The following is a 19786-nucleotide window of genomic DNA, read 5'->3' on the forward strand; positions in this document are numbered from 1 at the left end:
ACTCGTGGACCGGCAAGAAAATGCTATCATGAGTTCCTATAAACAGCACCGGTTTCATTGGATGGAACTAGAGTTTGCTTTCGCTTGAGAGCGCCCCCTTGAAACCTTAAGGGCGTGATCTCTCATATGGTGGGACAATTGTAGTGGAAGATGAGGATTTCTCGGACAGACTCGGCGTCGACCGGGAAAGAAGGTTTCAGCGGACGAACATCAAAGGAGGCGCAATGTCAGACACTTCAACCGTACTTATTGCTGGAGATTGTGGACCCACCCATGGGCCCACTGAGGGATACCCGATTGAAGGCTACACTGAGCTGGTCCAGCCGATTCTGGAGAAGGCGAACTTCCGGTTCGTCAACTGTATGCGGACCTATTCGACTCGAGGGGTCAAGTCTGACCATGCACCGCAGGTGTGTCAGCCCGTAGAAATGTCGAAGCTCTTCACCGGAGGGCTGTTCGATGCTGTAACAATGTCCAACAACCATAGCTTTGACGCTGGACCTGACGCTCTTGTGGATACGAGAGACCTGCTCGTGGAAAGCGGCGTCCAGGTTACGGGTGCAGGACGTAATCTCGCGGAGGCGCGCCAGCCCGCGATTGTCGAGCGCAACGGCCTGAAGGTCGGTTACCTGGGCTACACCTCGGTAGGAGCGGCAGGCAGCGACGCCGGGCCTCAGAAGCCCGGCGTGACAAATGTGCGGATCAAGACGACCTATGAAACGCGCGGGCCGCATCAACCTGTGCGCGTGCACACCGAACCTAATGCTGACGACCTAGGGCGACTCATTGAGGACGTCACCGCCTTACGCTCTCAGGCTGATGTAGTCATCCTGGCCTTCCACTCTGGTGTAATCCGCCTACCACGGGTGATCTCCGACTACCAAGTCACCGTGGCGCACGCGGCGATCGACGCAGGTGCCGATATGGTCGTGTGCCACGCACCCCATATTCCGAAGGCTATCGAGGTTTACAAGGGAAAGGTAATCTTCTACAGCTTGGGTGTTTTCGCCATGACGAAGTCCTTTGCTGCTCCTTCCTGGACCAATGAGCCGGCTTGGGCGCACGGTGCAGTCAGGAACCATACCGATCTAGACCCTACCTACCCCCTCATGCCTTACGGGAAGGACTGCACTCTTGGTCTGCTGGCAAAGGCAGAAGTTTCAAAGAACGGGATTGGTCGGGTTTCGTTTCTGCCGATGACCTTCGATGACCGCTATCGCCCGCAAGTGTTGCGGCGCGATGACAAACGTTTTGACGACCTCGTCGCGTACATGGAATGGGTCTCCGAAGATATGCCACACCGCTTCGAAATAGTCGGAGACGAAGTGGTCATCACCGACTAAGCGTGCAAACGCTGTTGAAAACGTACACCTGAGGCAGCTGATCATGGATTTGGGAATACGCGGTAAAACGGCATTGGTCACCGCGTCGAGCGGGGGAATGGGACGAAACATTGCGCACGCTCTAGCCGCAGAGGGCGTCAATCTGGCGCTTTTCGCGCGCTCTGCGGACAAGCTGGAAGCAATAGCGCAGGAAATTGAGGCAGAGCATGGAGTCCGTGCGCTGGCGGTCCCCGGCAGCATGCTGTCTCGCAGTGACGTTGATAACCTTGTGCACGCGCTGCAGACGGAATTTTCAGGCGTGGACATTGCCGTCCTCAACACTGGTCGGCCACCGAATCCTATCCGCGCAACGGTCGAAGAGATCGAAGAGGAGCGATGGACCGAGGCGTATCACAGCCAGCTGTGGGGGACGATCCAGGTAGTGAGTCAGCTTACGCCACAGATGATGACCCGAGGCTGGGGCCGAATCATCGCCGTCACCTCAGCTTCTGTGAAGGCCCCAATGCCTCATCACAGTCTCTCGACCGTGTTCAGGGCGGGTGTCACCGCCTATATGAAGCACTTGGCCAACGAGGTGGGAACGAAGGGGATCACGGTCAACTGTGTTGCTCCCGCGCTGATTGAAACCCCCCATCGTTCGGGTTCAGCGGCGTACACTCAAGAACAGGCCGAAGCCCGAAAGAAGCTTACGCCACTGGGACGCATGGGAACTCAGCAAGAACTCACAGGCGTAGTCACTTTTCTTGCGTCAATGCAGGCGGGTTTCATCACCGGTTCGACGGTGCCGGTGGATGGTGGGATGGTTAGCTCATTATTCTAGGTTTGAAACGACCACGTGGACGCTCAGGGCTCGTCGATAGGGACAGACAGTTCAGCCTGCCCCCCAAATTGCCGCGAAATGCTCGCTGCCGCGTCCACGACTAGCTTCACAAACTCTTTCTCATGCATCTGCATTCGAACCGTAGGCGCGCCAACGGACAGGCAGTAATGCACCTCTTCATTCACATCCGTGATCGGCGCAGAAATTGCCGAAATTCCCATCAATCGCTCCCCATGCGACACAGCGAACCCCACCTCGCGAATATGCTCCAACTCCGCTAAGAGTTCCGTTTTCGTTTGCTTGGACGCCTTACCTACGCTCGAAAGCAGTGGCGTGAGCTCAGCCTTTGGCATGTAGGCCATTAGGACCTTCGAGCCAGAACCGGCCTGCAGCGGAATCTGCTCGCCTGCTTGAACGACCGCCCTCAATGGCGCCATGACGGTTGATATCGATTCGATACAGATTCGGTTACGTCCGGACACGGTATGCAGCGAAACAGTCTCTTTGGTCTTCTCTGCAAGCTCAGTCATGAAGGGCCGCGCAATCTCACGGATACCGAGCGTACTTTTCACAAGGCCTGCGAGGCGCGTGAACCGGAACGAAAGACAGTACTGCTGGTCCTCCAGTCGCACAAGGTAGCCTGCCTGCTCCAAGCTCTGGACAATGCGAAACGTCGTCGACTTTGGCAGCTCAATGCGGTCAGAGATCTGCTGGAGCGATAGACTGCTTCGTTCCGCGCTGAAACTCTCGAAAACCGCCAAAATCCGTTCTACCGAGCGCATCATGGGCTGAAGTTCCGTTCGAATATTTCTGTGATGCAGTATGGTACAACACCGCAGGTACCCGCGCGATATGAGGCCACCTTCTCCGACGCATTCTTCAGCAAAATTCGGCCGCTATCTCGTGCGAGAGGCAATTGTGGTTCCCCGGCGAGCCTCTGTGAAGCGGACTCTTCAACGTCGCCGCTGACCGATACCTCCGCCTGCCACGCATCGATGTCGCGATGGAAAGCGGCCTGACAAAGGCTAGAGTGAGTAGTCACCACAATCGGCGATCTCTTTGAGCCTTTCTGACTCCCAGCTGCTCAGTGAACACAAGCCAACAACAAGGGTCGGCCGCTGGTTCCGCAACTCGCTTCCCTGGTATCTGAGCGCTGGCGCTGCGGGTTGTCGAGCGCCGTCGATTTGCACTCCACTCAAATGAGCTCAATGATCGCATCAGTCGCTCGTACGGTTGGACTTGCGACTTCGCTGTGATCGCTCACGCGATGGGCTCGTGACGTAACGCTGAATACCTCTTTACCTGTTCGATCGCGTTGCAATCGCGAACGCTCCGCAGCTCCACATTTATCGTCAACGAACTCACACAAAAAACGTCTTCCTAAAACGTTCAACAGCACCCGAATTCGTTTGAGCAGTTCCCTCAAAAAAGAGGGCGCCTTCCGCATAACACGGTCGGCGCCCCACCCCTGAGAGGACTTTTTTCGCGATCGCGCGTGGATTCCGCGTTATAGAGTACGGTCGGTGGCCACCTTCATGAATCTCAATTAGAAATTTAGACTAGTCTTCGGCTACAGCAGTATTTGACAAAGACGGAGTCTGTTTGCCGACATCCGTGAGTGGGCCCTTCTTCTTTCTCGCACCTCTCCATGCGAAAAATATTTGACCGACAATCAGCAGCATACAGGCATACATGAAAGCAGCACTGATTGGTCGCTCGAGGAAGATTCCCATATCGCCTCGTGACAGAAGCAGCGCGCGCCGGAAGTTCTCTTCAACCATCGGCCCGAGCACGTACCCTAGCAAGATGGTCGCGACCGGGAACTTGAGTGCCAGCAGTATGGCGCCGATGACACCGAAGACGAGGACCTCGCCTACTTCGAACAGACTGTTATTCGTGCTGTAGACACCGATCGCGATGAAGAACAACGCCGATGGGTACATCAGCCGATACGGAACCTGAAGAAGCTTCACCCAAATGCCAATCATCGGTACGTTCAAGATCAGAAGAAGCACGTTCCCGATCCAGAAGCTAGCAATCAACCCCCAGAAGAGATCCGCGTGTTCAGTGATAAGCTGCGGACCCGGTTGGTATCCTTGAATCAGCAACGCCCCGAGAAGCAGTGCCATGACGGCGTCCCCGGGAATTCCAAGAGTCATGGTTGGAATGAAGTCAACCTGCGTTTTGGCATGCGTTGATGCTTCCGGACTCGCCACCCCTTCGATTGCGCCTTGGCCGAATCGGTCAGGATCCTTCGCCAACTTTCTCTCCAGGGCATACGCGATAAACGTTGTGATAGTCGGTCCCGTGCCTGGCATTGCGCCGAACATGGTACCAACAAATGTTCCGCGTACCATCGGCCAAAACGCTTGCTTCAATTCCTTGACTGATGGCCGCATGTCTCGAAATCTAACTTTGGCCTGAGTACCGATGAATGCGACTCGATTGACACTGAGCATAAAGTCGGCAACGCCAAAAAGCCCCATCGCAAGCGCCACCAGTTCAATCTTGTCCGAAAGCTCAGTGAAGCCAAATGTGAAGCGTTGGATACCGGTATTGACGTCCGTCCCGACAATCCCCAAAAGCAGACCGAACACCGTCATCGCGATTCCCTTTAGTTTGGAACCGCGTGCCATGGTCGAACCTGCGATGAGTCCGAGCATCATGATCGAAACAATCTCGGTCGGTCCAAACTCGAAAGCCACCTTCACAAGCAGTGGCGAGGCAAAGATCATCACGATAATCCCGACCGAGGCCGCGAAGAACGATGCAACCATCGTGATACCAAGTGCAGTACCGCCCTTCCCTTGCTTGGTTAGTGGATACCCATCGATGCATGTCACCGCATGCGGCGGATGGGAAGGAAGGTTTAGCAAGATCGCACCAAGGGCGCCGCCATACTGCGAGCCGTAGAAGATCCCTGCCAACATTAAGAGAGCTGGCACAGCATGCATCGAGTAAGTGAGCGGCAACAGCATGGCGATTGCCGACAGCGCGCCCATCCCGGGAAGCACACCAATCAGGTTGCCGACGAGCACCCCGAAGAAAGACCAAAATAGGTTCTGCGGCAACAACGCAACGCTGAACCCGAACCACAGGTCGTGAAGTGTCTGAGCGATCATGCGAAACCCCACTTGAACAGAGGCAACTGAATTTGCAACGCCCACCAAAAGACCATAATCGCGACCCCAACTAGTGCGATGGCGAGAAGCGCAGCGGATTTCCACGTGTTCTTTCGATCACCGAGTGCCGAAATAAATACAACGGCGAACGTCGCAACGACGAGCCCCAAATACCTCGCGAGGACAACGAACGCCATCACACCGAGGCATATGAGAAACCAGGCCTTCCACTCCGCGCCGTGATGCTCTTTCTCTTCCTCAACAGGCGACGAGAGACGTCCCTGCACAGCAATCGCGATCCCGACGACGGTCAGGATGGCCCCAAGCGCAAATGGGAAATACCCTGGACCCATCTGGCTGAGTGAACCAAGATGCAGCGACATTGAATGGATTGCTACGGCAACCCCAATGCCAAACATCAAGACGCCTCCAAAGACATCCCTGTTTAAGCTTTTTCCGAACATCACGCCTCCTTTTATGTGTTCGTAAGCGCAATTACGCGCCGATCGAGCTACCTTCTCACCGCTCCAGACCCAGCGAATTATTGTGTGTACGGAAGTCCGCTAGAAAGAGCTGGTACGCGGCGATGCCATCGAAGTGCACAACGGCATCGCACACGCTTCCGGCCGCAGCGTCGACTAAAAAAAATCGGAAGGCGGTTCGGCAACGACCAAGCGCCGCTGATAAGTGGCTACGACCTCTCACGCTCGAAGCGCGCAGAGGGAATGTCTTGATGGGCATGATTTTCGTTTGAGGACTTCGGGCCGACTCTTGCGATGTCGTAACAACATCACTTGCGCCCGTAAGACACTCAGTCTCCTATAATTAAAGAATTCACAAGCATCTGGACGTCGAATTCGACAGTAGAGTGGCACTTTCGATCGATCGACCTGGCACACCTAGTTCATTAGCTACCCACAGAATTAATCAGTCTTCAACCAACAACGTCGACGGCTTTCTCTTTTCAATTGCCCATTTCAGCAAAGCCGCCGTACGGAAAATCCCATGCGCGAATTTTCCATACGGAAGAGTCGCGAAAAGAGCCATGACTACCCCGAGATGAACCGCGAGCAATACGGGCATCGCAGAGGATTCCCTCAGAGCCAGGAGAATCAACCCGGTTATTGCGGTCAACCACAGGAGGACAATGAAACCGACATCCATACTTCTCTGGCCACGGTCTCCATGGAGCGGGTGCCGCTTCAAATTAAGGACAAAGAGGCCGCTGGTTCCAACGAGCAAGCTCATACCGCCGAACGATCCAAGAAACACCGGAAGGCTGGTGAGTGCATATGGTGCCTCCCACTTCAAGAGATAGTGGTAGGCGGTCGCAACGCACGTCGAGGCGAAGCACAGCAAGAAACCATAGAAGGTAAAGTGATGGAAACGCCTGCGTGCGAGTGAGTACGCGTCGTCCTCGTTGTTGCATCCATCTCCATGACCACCGCCAAGATAGCGAAGGCTCAATACATCACCGGCAGTTTCCGACGCAGCAGACATTGACGGTGCGCCGGGATTTTCGTTCCTCCAGAACTGTCTCACTCCGATGCCCAGGGCTAGCGCTGCAAAGGCAAAGACAACGCCGAACATCAGTGCCAGGAGATTGTGCGGAAAAACTGCGTAGAAATTCGCGCCAGCGGCAGGTACCAATCCTGCTGTCATGTACATCCCGAGCACGAGGAAGAGCGCCAAGCCACTCGCAAGCGCTGCCGACACCGTCAGACCGTTGCGCTTGTAAAGCCGTCCGAACGCTGAGGGCCACGCGTAGTCGACGTATGTAGTCAAGCGGACCTGTGCCATCGCCTTGGGCACATTCACTGCAAACTCGTGCGGCGGTGCGTATTGGCACGAATGAAGGCACGCACCGCAGTTGTGGCAGAGATTGGCCAGAAAATGCACATCAGAGCGATCGAACTCCAGCCTGCGAGTCATAGCCGGGAAAACTGCGCAAAAGCCCTCGCAGTAGCGACATGCGTTGCAAATCTGCATGATTCTGCTTACTTCGTTCTCTTGCTCCGAAAGAGCAGATCGAACGATGATTTCGTTCTTGGCGAGCGCAGATGCCTCTCGAGCCAAAGCTTCAAGCGATTGCATGGTCATGTTTCCCTTTCACGTTTCTTGCCGCGAGAGCAGCCTGAGTACCTGCAATGCGGCCAAATGCGGTGCCGATAGCCATACCGACCCCCGCTGTATATCCCTTCCCGAGGACGTTGCCCGCCATCATCTCCCCTGCCACGAAGAGATTTTCAGACGGGGTTCCGTCGAAGTAGACGGCGGCGCGGGGGTCAGTCCTCAGCCCCAGATAGGTGAAAGTGATACCTGGACGCAGCGCATAGGCGTAGTAAGGAGGTTTGTCGAGAGGTTGTGCCCAGTGCGTTTTGGGGGGCGTTAGATTCTCGGTATGGCAGTCGTCAAGAACGGCGTGGTTGAACGTCCCTACGCGACACGCCGCGTTATACGACTCGATCGTGTTCATGAACCGTGCCTCATCAATCTTCATCGCACGGGCAAGTTCAGCGAGCGAATGAGCTCGAGTGCCGGGAAAGACAGGAGGCATGAATCGCCCGACAGCCTTCGAATCGATCACTGAATATGCGATTTGTCCAGGTTGCTGAGCAACGAGACGTCCCCAGATCGCATAGCGCTTGGGCCAAAAATCTTCGCCTTCGTCGTAGAAGCGGTCCCCGTCTCGATTGAGGACTACTCCAAGCGAAACGCAATCAACTCGCGTGCAGATGCCTCCGTCGTAGAGCGGCGCTCGCGCATCGATAGCCACACAATGCGATTGAGACGGATCTCCGATAGTATCGGCACCCGCGTCAATCATAAATTTGAGCAAGGTTCCCATGTTGAAGCGGGTACCTCGGATCAAGAAATTGTCTGCGATCCATTGACCGTTCACCTGCCCCCACGCTTCCCGCAGCCACTCGCGATTCGATTCAAATCCACCAGCGGCGAGAACGCAAGTGCGTGCCTCAATGCGCTCAGAGCCGATTTGAGCAGCCACGAAGCGCTCGCCATCGAGTTCGATCGAATCAACTGGCGCGTTGTAGCGAATCTGAACGCCCAGAGCTTCCGCGCTACGGTAGTAAGCGTTCACCAACGCCTTACCGCCACCCATGAAGAAGGCATTAGTTCGCGCGACATGCAAGGCTCCGGACAGCGGTGGCTGGAATCGAACTCCATGTCCACGCATCCAGTCTCGACAGTTTGACGAAGCCTTGATTGCGATTCGGGCGAGTTTCTCATCGGTCAACCCACCAGTAACCTTGAGAAGGTCCTGCCAATACTCTTCTTCAGGATAAGCATCGACTAGCACGTCTTGGGGTGCGTCGTGCATGCAGCGCAGGTTACGCGTGTGTTGAGAATTCCCTCCACGCCACTCCTTTGGCGCGGCCTCAAGCACGAGAACTGAAGCACCGGCTTCTCGAGCCATCAGTGCAGCGCAAAGGGCCGCGTTGCCACCTCCAATCACAAGCACATCTATCATCGTCTCGCTCCGACTTTCCTTTTTTGTGCAGTGTAGGCCTCGGGGTTTTTGATCAAAACTAGGATCGAGGCAACACCTCTTCACAAACACTTAACTCTTACCGCGACCCACGCAAAACCAGCTTTGTTCGTACCAACAGCGAGGCTTGTTCGTTATTGACGTCTTCCCGGTTTCAATCCTTCGCTCAAGTTATGCGAAGCTCTTAAATCACGGCTGGCTCAGACACACACACTGAACATCGGGCGCCTTGCAGATGGGGGAAGGACGCTCCACGAACCGTCGTCGTGACGGAAGAAGAAAATGACGAGGTCTCGGTCCGACTGAGTCGTTTCGACGCAAACGCCTCGAAACGGCTTCGATTTCACCGGAATGGTTCGAGTGACCCGGATCCCCCTTGCCGGCGCTGAGCCAAACCATTTTTGAACCAACCAGCGCAATGACTGCCCGTCCGTTCTCATCATCAACTCCTCGCCTGTTGCTCACCGTCGACGTTAGAGGGAACTTCATCCAACGCCTCGTCCCACATCTGCAATCCAAAGAATCCTGTCGATTTCCCTTCCCGGCACCGACTCCACCGCGACGTCTTTCTTGTCGTGACTTTAGTCTACAACTAATTTCGTTGATCGATACAAGTTTCGGTGACTGGAACTGGAAGCTTGCTGATTTGTTTTGGCTAGCCCGAATTCAGCACCCTGAGACATAAGCGCCGGAGGCCCGCCGCGCTACGGTTGTCCGCAAGCGTCGTGGGACTCACCCGACCTCGCTTGCGGTTACGTCAATGTTGGCGGCAGATTGCACGAGGGGCCGCATGCGCCGTCGGCAAGCGTTCAGGAGAGCGGGACGCGACCGGTTAGCGGGCATCCCGCTTCAAGACGGCGGCGGCGCTCTTTCCGAATGGACGCCTAACTGCGCGCATCGAAGGGCCGTTTCGTATTATGAAAGTTGCGTCGAGTGTTCGAACGTGCGCCGGTTTCGCGCGACGGCGCAACGGACTAGTTGAGTTCCACCTCCCCACGCGTACCGACATCGAGATGAACCGGCGACGGACGCGCGAGGAGTCATCGCATGAGTCGAAATGGTGAGCGATGCGCGATTCGGGAGCGATTAGCTTCCCCGATACTTCGGCTTGCGCTTCTCCTTGTACGCGGAGATTGCTTCTCTGTAGTCGTCCGTGGATTGGACGACCGCCATGTGCGCTGCCACGGACTCGAGGCTTGTGCGCAAATCGGTACGTAGCGACTGATACATTAGCTTCTTGATGTCGCGAATCTGAAGAGGCGGGCCCTCAGCCAAGCGCGTAGCGAACGTAAGCGTTTCTTGAAAGAGATCCGCATCATTGAAGACACGATTGACTAGGCCGACCTTCAGTGCTTCGTCTGCGGAAACGAAATCTCCTGTCCACAGCAACTCAAGCGCTCTCGCGGGCCCGACGAGTCGAGGTAAGAAGTAACAGCCGCCGTTTCCAGGAATGAGGCCGACCTTCACGTATCCCTCTGAGAACCGAGCCGAAGTCCCTGCAAAACGCATGTCGCACATTAGGGAGAGGTCCATTCCCGCCCCGACTGCTGCGCCGTTGACAGCAGCAATCAAAGGCTTCTCGAATTCCTCGACAGCCAACGCTACCTGATGTGTAACCTTCTGCAAACGGAGCTTCCGATCAAGTGGCGTCGGGTCTCCAGCCGCCCTTTCGGCCGCACGTCGTCCGAGATCGCCCCCGGAACAGAACGCGTCTCCAGCCCCAGTAATTACGAAACAGCCGATTTCGTTATCTTCATTTGCTTCTTTCAAGGCGTTGCGAAGAACCTCCAGCATTTCCTCGCTAAGCGCGTTCTTCTTTTCGGGTCGATTCAGTCGTGCGACGAGTACACGGTCAATTCTTTCAAGCTCGAGGTCCGCCATTTAGTCTCCTTGCCAGGGCACGTTTCTACAGCCCATTCATCGCCTGTCGCCAACTATTAACAACGGTCGGCGGCCCTTACCTACTTCGCAAGCTTCTGTCGATGCCGCGCGTGCTCCTCTCGCGCCTCGTTCAAAGCCGTTTTGAGCGAGCGGTTGATCCAGCGCTTGTTCTCCGCGAAGGCGTGAGGATCCTTAGACCCAAGCCCTTCGGCTACGACCTCGGCGGCCGATTGCAACTCACTAGACGGCACGACGCTCGCGACCAAACCACGACTCAGAGCCTCCCGCGCCGGCATACGTCTTCCCGTCTGAATCAGATCCAATGCGAGGGCCCGACCTCCGATCACTTCAAGAATGTTCGCCCCGGAGAACGTGGGGATGCTCAGATTGATCTCGGGCAGTGTCAGTTCTGCTTCGTCAGCGGCAACACAGGCGTCTGACAGAAGCGCGAGCATTGCTCCGGCTCCACTTGCGGTGCCGTTAAGGACCGTAATCACCGGCTTCGGACAGTTCATGACCGCGTCCTGCAACGATGCCAACGCGTGGGAGCGGCGTTCACGTTGGGCCGCCTGATCCCCGTCCGCCGGCTTTTCACGCACATCCACCCCAGCGCTAAACACGCGGGTTCCAGCACCTGTCAGTAGAATTGTTTGCACCCCAGGATTGCTGCCCGCCTCAACGATTGCGGAAGTCATGCGCTCGACCATCGCGACCGTCATCGCATTTGCTTTCTCGGCACGGCTTATCGTTATCCAGATCTGAGCATTACGCTGCTCGACGTCTACAGCAATAGTCGCTGAACAAGGACTAACACCTTCCATCATTGCATCTCCTTATGCTCATTCCGCTCGGGTGGTCTCAGGCCGCCGGCGTTGCACCCGACACGAAGATGTCGGCGAAAAATTCAGTTTCTGGCAGACGGCGTTCGTTAATAAAGTCCTTGCGCGCTGATTGAACAACGATTGGCGCGCCGCATGCATAAACTTGATGCCGCGAAAGATCGGCAAAGTCTTCCATCACGGCTTGATGTACGAACCCGGATCGTCCAGTCCAGTTGTCTTCTGCCGATGCATCGGATATCACCGGAACATAGTTGAGTCCGACGTCCGTTACCCAAGCTTTAGCAACGTCATGCAAATAGAGGTCCTTCGGCCGCCGGCCACCCCAGTACAATGTCATAGGACGGCCGTGGCCCTTGCGAACCTCTTTTTCGATCATCGCTTTGATAGGCGCGAACCCCGTCCCGCTCGCAACGAAAATGATCGGCTTCTCGGTAGCTTCGCGGATGAAGAAGGTACCGAGCGGCCCTTCGAACCTGAGAAGGTCGTTCTCGGCCATCTTTCCGAACACGTGCCGACTGAATGGCCCGTCGTAGTTGCGCAGATGCAGCTCAACGAACCCCGTGTCATCGGGCGAGTTGGCGATAGACAAGCTCCGACGGATACCACCTGGAATGGCGATGTTGATGTACTGGCCGGGCAAGAACGCAAGACTCTGATTGGCCGGAAGTCGCAGACGAATCCGCATTACGTCGTCTGCCAGCCGCTCAAGGCGATCCACTCGGCAAGCCAATTTGCGCACCGGATAGCCCTCCACCACCGGAACCACGTTGCATTCGATGGTCAGCGCTGAACGTGGTTTCGATTGGCAGAGCAGCGTGTAGCCCTTGTCGATTTCCGCTTGCGTAAGCGTTGCCGTTTGAGCCTTACCAGGGTCTAACTCTCCGTCGACCACCCGCGCCTTACACGACCCACACACACCGCTTTTACAGCTGTAGGGCAGAGGATACCCGGCGCTTAGAGCGGCCTCGAGAATGGTCTGCTCAGATCGCACTTCAAGGGTACGGTCCAGCGGTTTGAATAGGACTGGGAAGGTGTCCGACAAAACTTGACCTTCACTCATGACAGATTCACCTTTTACTAACTGGAGTGTATTTACGGTGCCGTTTTCGCGTTGCCCGTGGTCGATGGAATGATCAGGGCGTCGGCTGCGACCACACCTTGCGGGAGCACGAAGAGGGGATTAACGTCGACCTCTTTGACGATGCTTCGGTTGTCCCACGCAAAGCGGGAGAGCGCCGAAAGAGCCTGGGCCACGGCTTCGACATCGAGGGCAGCGGATCCGCGCGCGCCGTCCATGATCCGTCGGCATTGCAGTTCGTCAACCATCTCGCGAGCGGTTTTCACGTCAAAGGGCGCGAGGCGGCAAGCGGAATCTCGAAGAAGCTCGGTATAAATGCCTCCCGCCCCGACCACGACCACGGGGCCGAACACCTCATCATTCACGACGCCAGCGATAAGCTCGAAGCCACCCCGAACCATTTCAGAAACCAACACACCTTCAATGCGTGCGGCCGGTGCATGCGTTCGCGCATTCTCAAGCACCTCCACGATCGACGATTCGAGTTCTTCTCGCGTGCGCAACCCCACCTTGACGCCACCGATTTCGGTTTTGTGCGGAATGTCGGGGGAGACAATTTTTACGACTAAAGGACCCTTCAGCATATCGAAAACCGCGCCGTCGACACCCTCGACGATGACATCCTTCGTGACTGGAATGCCTGCTGCGGCCAAAATTTCCTTCGACTCGGTTTCCGACAAACTTCCCTTTTTGATCGCGTCCGAGAGATCGTTGGTTTGAGCTGCAGCGCCTTCCGCCTCCGACGCATGCGCTGAGTCAGTCAGCTTGACCTTAGCTTCGCCGTATCGCTTGAGCATTGCGATCGCTCTAGCCGCACGTGAAGGCGACGGAAGAACTGGAATCCTCGCGCGGTCGAAGATCTCCAGCGCGGGAGTAATCTGGTCTGCGGGGGCCGAAGAAAAGACAAGTACCGGCTTATCGGTTTCATGTGCAATGCCCGCCAACACTTCAGCAGCAGCGACGCTCCCGGCGCTGCCGGTCGTAGCAAGGTTAACGCAGAGCGAGTGGACCGACGGATCGTCGAGCGTGGCAAGAACCGCCGCCTTCAACCTTTCACGGTTTGCAGCGGAGAAGTAGCCTGCGGTAAGGTCAATAGGGTTGTGTACTGCTCCGATATTCGGGACGACGTCCTTGAGCCGTGCTTGCGTGCTTTCACTAAGGTCGCACAGGGAGAGCCCCTCCGGCTCCCCCGCATCGGCGAACACGATTGCCGATCCTCCTGACACGCCCATGACACCAACCCCGCCACCAGACGGGTACTTCGCACCGGCAAGCGCCTTCAGAAAGTCGACAGCCTCGTGGATCTCCCGGATCTCGACGATTCCAGTCTGCTTGAAAAGCGCGCGATAGAAGTCGTAGCTACCTGTGAGACTTGCAGTGTGGGAGGCTGCCGCGCGAGCTCCTTGCTCCGTCACGCCCCCTTTCCAAAGGAGCACGGGCTTCCCTGCCGCCAGGGCGCGGCGCCCAACGTTCAGCAGCGCGCGTCCGTCCCTTGTACCTTCGATATATGCGACGATAATTTCGGTTTCGGGATCGTCTAGGAGGGCATCGATGAGCTGAACGGTATCGATGTCGGTCTCGTTTCCTGTTGCAATCACATGGCGAAAACCCACCCCGGCGGCGGCGCACCCAAGGGCGAGGCTATAGCCGAATCCGCCGCTTTGCGTCACGAGAGAAACCGATCCCGCCTTGAGCTTCGGCTCGCGCGTAATGCTGCCGAATGCGGCATACACGTTAGAGTGAATATTCGCAAATCCAAGACAATTCGGTCCGATGAGACGCATGCCCGAGTCACGGGCGATCGTGAGCATCTTCTTTTCCAGCTCAATGCCTTCCGGACCGCTCTCACGGAAGCCACCGCTCAATACAACAGCGAACGGGACCTTCTTGGCAGCGCTTTGCTCGAGAACAGCCAGAACACCTTTTGCGGGCACACCAATGACGACGAGATCCACCGGTCCGTCAATGTGATCAACTGCCGGGTAGCACTTCAACCCCTCGAACTGCTCGTACTTGGGGTTGACTGGATATACCTTTCCCGCGAACCCATTCTTGAGCAACGCCCGGACGGCTTGTGAACCGGGGCGAGCCGCGTCGTCCGACACGCCCACGACTGCGACGGATCGGGGTTCAAATAAACGTTTGAAGGAGTTCATAGTCACTAAATCTCGGGCCCTTGAGCTAGATGCCGCTCGGATTGAAACGGAAAAATGCACGGTCACGACGCGTCATCGATGTACCGCTGGTTGACTGAACTCTATTACTGGAAAACTGCCGCGTCAACCAAAAATGGAATTGGTTTTGAGCATTGAAACCAAAACTCCCCGCACGTTGCCACATCGAGCGAAACAGCCACGTCTTCGCATATCACCCTTAGCTGGTATTGGTTCCGATGAATGGAACTCATGCTACTTACTAAAACCGTGATAGGATGCACTTGTGATCGCTGGAGCTGCCGACGAGCCGAGATCCATTCGACACACCGACCCTGCAGGCAGTGGTAAGACACAAGGAGATTTCTGATGATTTACACACGAAGCGGCGCCGACGCTCTCGCAAATCGCAACGTCGTGGTTTCGCCCGGCACGGGTAACGAACACTGGGGCACCGTCTTCTTTGGGCCTCGCAGTTCAAAAAGCGCGGGCGCTGGGCCGCAGGCGACGATGTCGGAACTCAATCCCCACGAATCCGTTGTCTCGCACTTCCACGGAGTGACGATGTTCCAATGCTTCATCGCGGGATCGGGAACCTTGGGAGCCCGCAAACAGGTTTTGGAGCCTCTGACGGTTCAATTCAAAGATCACCACACCGCTTACGGCCCGATCGTCGCCGGCCCTCAAGGGCTTTCGTTCGTCGCAATGCGCATGTACACGGGTAATTCGGAGCCCGTGTATCTTGATAAACCCGGCTACAGGGAGCGGCTTGAACCGAGCAAGCGGCGCCACCTCACGTCAGAGCCTGTTCGTTTTTCTATCGAACCAGTGCTTGCAGCAAGAAAGGAGGCAGTTTGGGAGACGTTGCTCGAAGACTCGAGTGACGGCATGCATGCCCAGGTCGTTCGCCTCGGCGCAGGTATGAGCGTCCCCGGACCCGATCCGAAAGCAGCGGCCGGCTATTACATATTCGTCGGGAACGGCACTTTGTTGCACAACGACGAAGAGCTGCCGCTGTGGTCGATGGTCGTGGTGGAACCGAGCGAGGAGAAGTTCGACATCCGGGCGGGCGATAAAGGTCTGGAAGCGCTGGTCCTGCAGTACCCGCGTGAGGAACGATAAGCTAAGTCGGATTTGCGCCCCTGCTTCCTCAGGCGGGGGCCGTACTCCCGGCCTTACGACGCGAGCAGTAATTCGGATCACACCATTTTCAGTGGCTTTCGATTACAAGGACATGGTCTGCTCCCGGCACGTTCCATGACTTCGACGCTCCAGTCGGCCTTCGGCGGCGACTACCTCAACGTCGACACAGGTCATCGCCCGCCTCATAAAGTGCTTCTCTTCTTGCATTCCAGCTGCGCCACGGCAGAACGCCGCTCTGTGCTCATCTCCCCGACGCCGACGTCACCGATTCGATAACCGAAACAGCATCTGATGAGCGATAACTCGATTGGCTCACAAACGGCCGAGCTCGACAAAGCAACCGCACGAAAAGTCACAATGACACTGTGGCTAGTTGCAACCGGCTTTTTCATGCAGACGCTCGACACGACGATCGTCAACACCGCATTGCCTTCGATTGCTCACAGTCTCGGAGAAGCTCCGCTCCACATGCAATCCGTGGTGATTGCTTACTCGCTGACAATGGCGCTTGTGATTCCCGCATCGGGGTTTCTAGCGGACCGATTTGGAACGCGTAAAGTATTCCTCGCTGCGATCATCATCTTTACCGTCGGCTCTTTGATGTGCGCAAACTCCCGTGCGCTATGGCAGTTGGTGTCTGCGCGAGTCGTTCAAGGAGTGGGGGGTGCGATGCTGCTGCCGGTTGGACGGCTGGCAATATTACGCAATTTTCCACGGGAACGATACCTGCCCGCATTGAGTTCGCTAGCAGTCCTTGGACTAGTGGGTCCGCTGCTCGGCCCGACCCTGGGCGGATGGCTTACTGACGTCGCCTCTTGGCATTGGATATTCCTCATCAACGTACCAATCGGCGCAATCGGCTGCATCGGATGCTTTTTTTTCATGGTCGGGAAGCCCCAGCCAACTGTGACGCGATTTGACTTCAAGGGATATATTCTTCTAGTGCTCGCCATGCTGTCGCTAACCATCGCGCTAGATGGACTTGCGGAGCTCGGCCTACAACGAGCCTCCGTATTGGTTTTGCTAATCTTGGCATTCGCGTTCCTCGTATCCTATGCGCTGCACTCCACAGATAATCCCGCGTCGCTTCTCCCGCTGACCCTACTCCAAATCCCAACATTCAAGATCGGTCTTCTTGGGAACCTGTTTGCTCGCATCGGCGGCGGAGCGATGCCATACTTGCTCCCGCTGTTCTTGCAAGTGGCTCTTGGATACACACCATTTCATGCGGGCTTGATGATGCTACCCGTGGCAGCAGCTGGAATCGCGTCAAAACGAGTCATCGTTGCGATGATTACAGCGTATGGCTACCGTACGGTCCTTGTCTCCAATACAGTTCTTGCAGGACTGAGCATGGCGAGCTTCGCCTTCGTTGACCCGCAGCAGCCGCTATGGGTCCGACTCCTACAACTTGCGTTCTTTGGCGCGGTCAATTCAAACCAATTTACTGCGATGAATGCGCTTACCTTGAAGGACTTGGATACTGTCGGCGCAAGCAGTGGCAATAGTCTGTTCTCGCTCACTCAAATGCTATCCATGAGCCTTGGGGTGACAGTGGCGGGCGCGATGCTAGCGATGTTTGGAAACGTATTTTCAAAGCATCTGCAGCCTCAAGCTCTACCCGTGTTTCATTCTACCTTCGTGTGCGTCGGGTTAATCACGATGTCATCTGCTTTCATTTTTGCCCAGTTAGCGTCCGACACGAGAGGCATCGACGCCCGGAAGACCAACGCGGTCGAAGACTAGACTGTCACACCCCCTGGTTGCACGTACGAGGCGTCCAGCCGCCATTGATCCGCGCACTGTATTGCCCTGCCGATTTAACTGCGACCGGCAATCGAGTAAGGAGCCCGTCGGCGCACGGGTGGTTTCAAGAGACTTGATTGTCACTGGTTGGAGGCGAGCCCGTGATAATTCGCTGTTCCGGAATCGGCATGAGGTGCTATCTGGCACCCCTCACCCGCTATTGACTTTGGGCTTGCCACACCCGTGCCCTCTCAATTTGCCCGCCGAAGAGGCGGGCGTTCTTTTTCGAGGTGGCCGGGGCTGTGACCAGAGCCTCACCGTGCTGCATTCGTGCACCTGCAAATCGACGAGCAGCCCGCGCTAACCGACCGCATCGGCGCCCAGCATCGACATTTTGTGCGTCATCTCACTCTCCAGGATCGCGATTGCGCGAAGAATGCCAGTTTCGGCCGCAGTCGCCTCTCCATATTCGAACAGTCTGCCAACAAGAATCACACGATTCACCGAGCGCATGCCTCATCAGCCCTTCGTCACCATGCCGGAAGCCACCATCGATCATCGCCGTGCAGCAAAAGACGGCAGCAACGACGACTTTGGGTAGCGCTCGCAAGGACGCGAGCGCGCCGTCGTTCCCCGAAATGACTCGACACGAACGCACCATCGACTTCGAAATTGCGCGTGCGGCGTATATCATCCAACCTGGATGCCCGTTCACAACGAGCGGTCGCTGCCAGAAATCGCAGATCAACTATAGGTGATCCCGGTCATCGCGGCTGAACGCTGTGCAGGCATCCGGCGAACTGATTGCCCGACTTTGGGGCGGCAGGTAATTTGTCGCGAGACCCGGCCTGTGCGGTCCTGTGACAGCATCTATCCACAACGTGCCCACAGCCCGACGCTTCTTGTGCGATACCTCGAGCGCCATGAATATGACAGTGCCCTGGTAGATTGCGAACGGCGCTATTCCAACCGGACGAAAGCTTGCGGGGGCGGCGAAGTCTGAGCGTACATGACAGGAAGAACGCTGTGCGCTGGGTTGACGAGAAGGCCAGTGCCGATCAACCGGTAAGTCGGCGCCTTCGTTCCATTCCGTGAGACGCGACTTCGGGAACTGCACAGGAGTTGATTCGGAAGGCGGTCTGTTGAGCAGGCGTTCCATCACGAGACCATGCTGAACAATCAGTCCCGTAGAAGGCAACACGCCCGAAGCTCCGTGGAAATAGTCGCACGGAGCTCTTGACGTTTCGAAAGAGCCTTGCGAAGAGCAGCGCACACCACCGTGAGATAGGGCCGCTGCAACGGCGCACCGCTATTCACCGGCAGACGTCGTACTCGACACCTTACTATCGACATTGCGTGGAACGAATTGGAGGTTTGATTATGGCGATTTTTGACTCCGTCAGATCTCGACCATTTCAAAATCGCCTTTCGTCGCCGAGCACTCGGGACATACCCAATCTTCCGGAATGTCCTCCCAACGCGTACCGGGCGCGATCCCTTCGCTTGGCAGGCCTTCAGCCTCGTCATACGTGAATCCGCACAGAAGGCATTGCCAAACCTTGAATTCACGAATCTCGGTACTTTGTCCTTCGTTTTCAGCTGTCATATCATTGCCTCGCAACTCGGTTCGACGAGCGCCTGGAACTAACTTTGTGTCGCTGCCGCGCGTTCGCGACTGCGAGAACCAAATCCGTTTCGATGGATCTTACTTAGTCAGAGCTGCAAAATTCGATTTCCTTCGCAGGCGTTTAAGGGCGGTCGATCTGGTGCCGTTGTACGTTCCAAGCTCAAGCAGTTGTGCGGGGCGTGAGCAACGGTCGCCGAGAAACGTCAGGCGGGCAGCGCAGCCACGCGAGTACAAACAATACGGGTCCAAGCCCCAGACGGACAATGGCACGCAACAACCAGCGTAGGTTATAACCCGCCGCGCACAACACGGCGTGCAATGCGTCTCCAGTTTGTCCTTTTAGCCAACAGCGCTGCATGCCATGGTCCTGCTTCACGTGTCCGATGATCGGTTCTATCGCCTGGCGGCGTTTTAGCCACTTTCGCTGTGTACTGCTTAGAGTCTTGTGTTTACCTCGATGAATCAACTGCACCGGGGCGATATCGGCATCAACCCCGCGAAACCCGAGGTCGGCCAGCACGGT

Annotated in this window: 16 protein-coding genes; 4 read left to right on the top strand and 12 right to left on the bottom strand. The window is 56.3% G+C overall.

Annotated features, from left to right (window positions below; translation table 11 throughout):
- The first annotated feature begins 224 nt into the window (after positions 1 to 224).
- Complete coding sequence (locus AWB75_RS31755) at positions 225 to 1343, top strand: CapA family protein (RefSeq protein ID WP_061127980.1); 1119 nt, start codon at positions 225 to 227, stop codon at positions 1341 to 1343.
- Positions 1344 to 1386: 43 nt separating this feature from the next.
- A complete protein-coding gene (locus AWB75_RS31760) occupies positions 1387 to 2163 on the top strand; it encodes an SDR family oxidoreductase (RefSeq protein ID WP_061127966.1) in 777 nt (258 codons plus the stop codon).
- A 23-nt stretch (positions 2164 to 2186) separates the two neighbouring features.
- On the opposite strand, the gene AWB75_RS31765 is transcribed toward AWB75_RS31760, so the two are convergent.
- From AWB75_RS31765 to AWB75_RS31810, 9 genes are all read right to left on the bottom strand, one after another.
- The gene (locus AWB75_RS31765; protein ID WP_061127967.1) at positions 2187 to 2948 is read right to left on the bottom strand and encodes an IclR family transcriptional regulator; all 762 of its coding nucleotides are present in this window, start codon (positions 2946 to 2948) and stop codon (positions 2187 to 2189) included.
- Between the two features lie 774 nt (positions 2949 to 3722).
- Positions 3723 to 5285, bottom strand: a complete 1563-nt coding sequence (locus AWB75_RS31770; protein WP_061127968.1) for a tripartite tricarboxylate transporter permease — start codon at positions 5283 to 5285, stop codon at positions 3723 to 3725.
- The gene (locus tag AWB75_RS31775) at positions 5282 to 5749 is read right to left on the bottom strand and encodes a tripartite tricarboxylate transporter TctB family protein (protein WP_061127969.1); all 468 of its coding nucleotides are present in this window, start codon (positions 5747 to 5749) and stop codon (positions 5282 to 5284) included. Before AWB75_RS31775 ends, AWB75_RS31770 begins: the two co-directional genes overlap by 4 nt.
- Positions 5750 to 6212: 463 nt before the next feature.
- Positions 6213 to 7379, bottom strand: a complete 1167-nt coding sequence (tcuB, locus tag AWB75_RS31780; RefSeq protein ID WP_061127981.1) for a tricarballylate utilization 4Fe-4S protein TcuB — start codon at positions 7377 to 7379, stop codon at positions 6213 to 6215.
- Entirely contained in the window at positions 7366 to 8775 is a 1410-nt protein-coding gene (gene tcuA, locus AWB75_RS31785) for an FAD-dependent tricarballylate dehydrogenase TcuA (protein ID WP_061127970.1), read from the bottom strand. Before tcuA ends, tcuB begins: the two co-directional genes overlap by 14 nt.
- A gap of 1104 nt (positions 8776 to 9879) precedes the next feature.
- A complete protein-coding gene (locus AWB75_RS31795) occupies positions 9880 to 10674 on the bottom strand; it encodes an enoyl-CoA hydratase/isomerase family protein (RefSeq protein WP_061127971.1) in 795 nt (264 codons plus the stop codon).
- 80 nt (positions 10675 to 10754) lie between these two features.
- Positions 10755 to 11498, bottom strand: coding sequence for an enoyl-CoA hydratase/isomerase family protein (locus AWB75_RS31800; protein WP_235012327.1), 744 nt, complete (start codon positions 11496 to 11498; stop codon positions 10755 to 10757).
- A gap of 34 nt (positions 11499 to 11532) precedes the next feature.
- The gene (locus AWB75_RS31805) at positions 11533 to 12576 is read right to left on the bottom strand and encodes a CDP-6-deoxy-delta-3,4-glucoseen reductase (RefSeq protein ID WP_087087094.1); all 1044 of its coding nucleotides are present in this window, start codon (positions 12574 to 12576) and stop codon (positions 11533 to 11535) included.
- A 32-nt stretch (positions 12577 to 12608) separates the two neighbouring features.
- Positions 12609 to 14750 (bottom strand): acetate--CoA ligase family protein, encoded by a 2142-nt coding sequence (locus AWB75_RS31810; protein WP_061127973.1) that lies wholly within the window; start codon positions 14748 to 14750, stop codon positions 12609 to 12611.
- A gap of 366 nt (positions 14751 to 15116) precedes the next feature.
- Between AWB75_RS31810 and AWB75_RS31815 the strand changes: the two genes are divergently transcribed.
- Both AWB75_RS31815 and mdtD read left to right on the top strand, forming a co-directional pair.
- Positions 15117 to 15869 carry a hypothetical protein gene (locus AWB75_RS31815; RefSeq protein WP_235012329.1) on the top strand — a complete coding sequence of 251 codons (753 nt, stop codon included), beginning with the start codon at positions 15117 to 15119 and terminating at the stop codon, positions 15867 to 15869.
- 312 nt (positions 15870 to 16181) lie between these two features.
- Positions 16182 to 17636 (top strand): multidrug transporter subunit MdtD, encoded by a 1455-nt coding sequence (gene mdtD / locus AWB75_RS31820; RefSeq protein WP_061127975.1) that lies wholly within the window; start codon positions 16182 to 16184, stop codon positions 17634 to 17636.
- 360 nt (positions 17637 to 17996) lie between these two features.
- On the opposite strand, the gene AWB75_RS39555 is transcribed toward mdtD, so the two are convergent.
- The 3 genes from AWB75_RS39555 to AWB75_RS31830 form a co-directional block, all read right to left on the bottom strand.
- Entirely contained in the window at positions 17997 to 18149 is a 153-nt protein-coding gene (locus AWB75_RS39555; RefSeq protein WP_143746576.1) for an alpha-hydroxy-acid oxidizing protein, read from the bottom strand.
- A gap of 886 nt (positions 18150 to 19035) precedes the next feature.
- Complete coding sequence (locus AWB75_RS31825) at positions 19036 to 19242, bottom strand: rubredoxin (protein ID WP_087087096.1); 207 nt, start codon at positions 19240 to 19242, stop codon at positions 19036 to 19038.
- A 181-nt stretch (positions 19243 to 19423) separates the two neighbouring features.
- Positions 19424 to 19786, bottom strand: a 363-nt coding sequence (locus AWB75_RS31830) for a transposase (RefSeq protein ID WP_235012331.1), incomplete at its 5' end; no start/stop codon positions are given.

It is taken from the genome of Caballeronia catudaia, from assembly GCF_001544755.2.
Classification (GTDB): Bacteria; Pseudomonadota; Gammaproteobacteria; order Burkholderiales; family Burkholderiaceae; genus Caballeronia; species Caballeronia catudaia.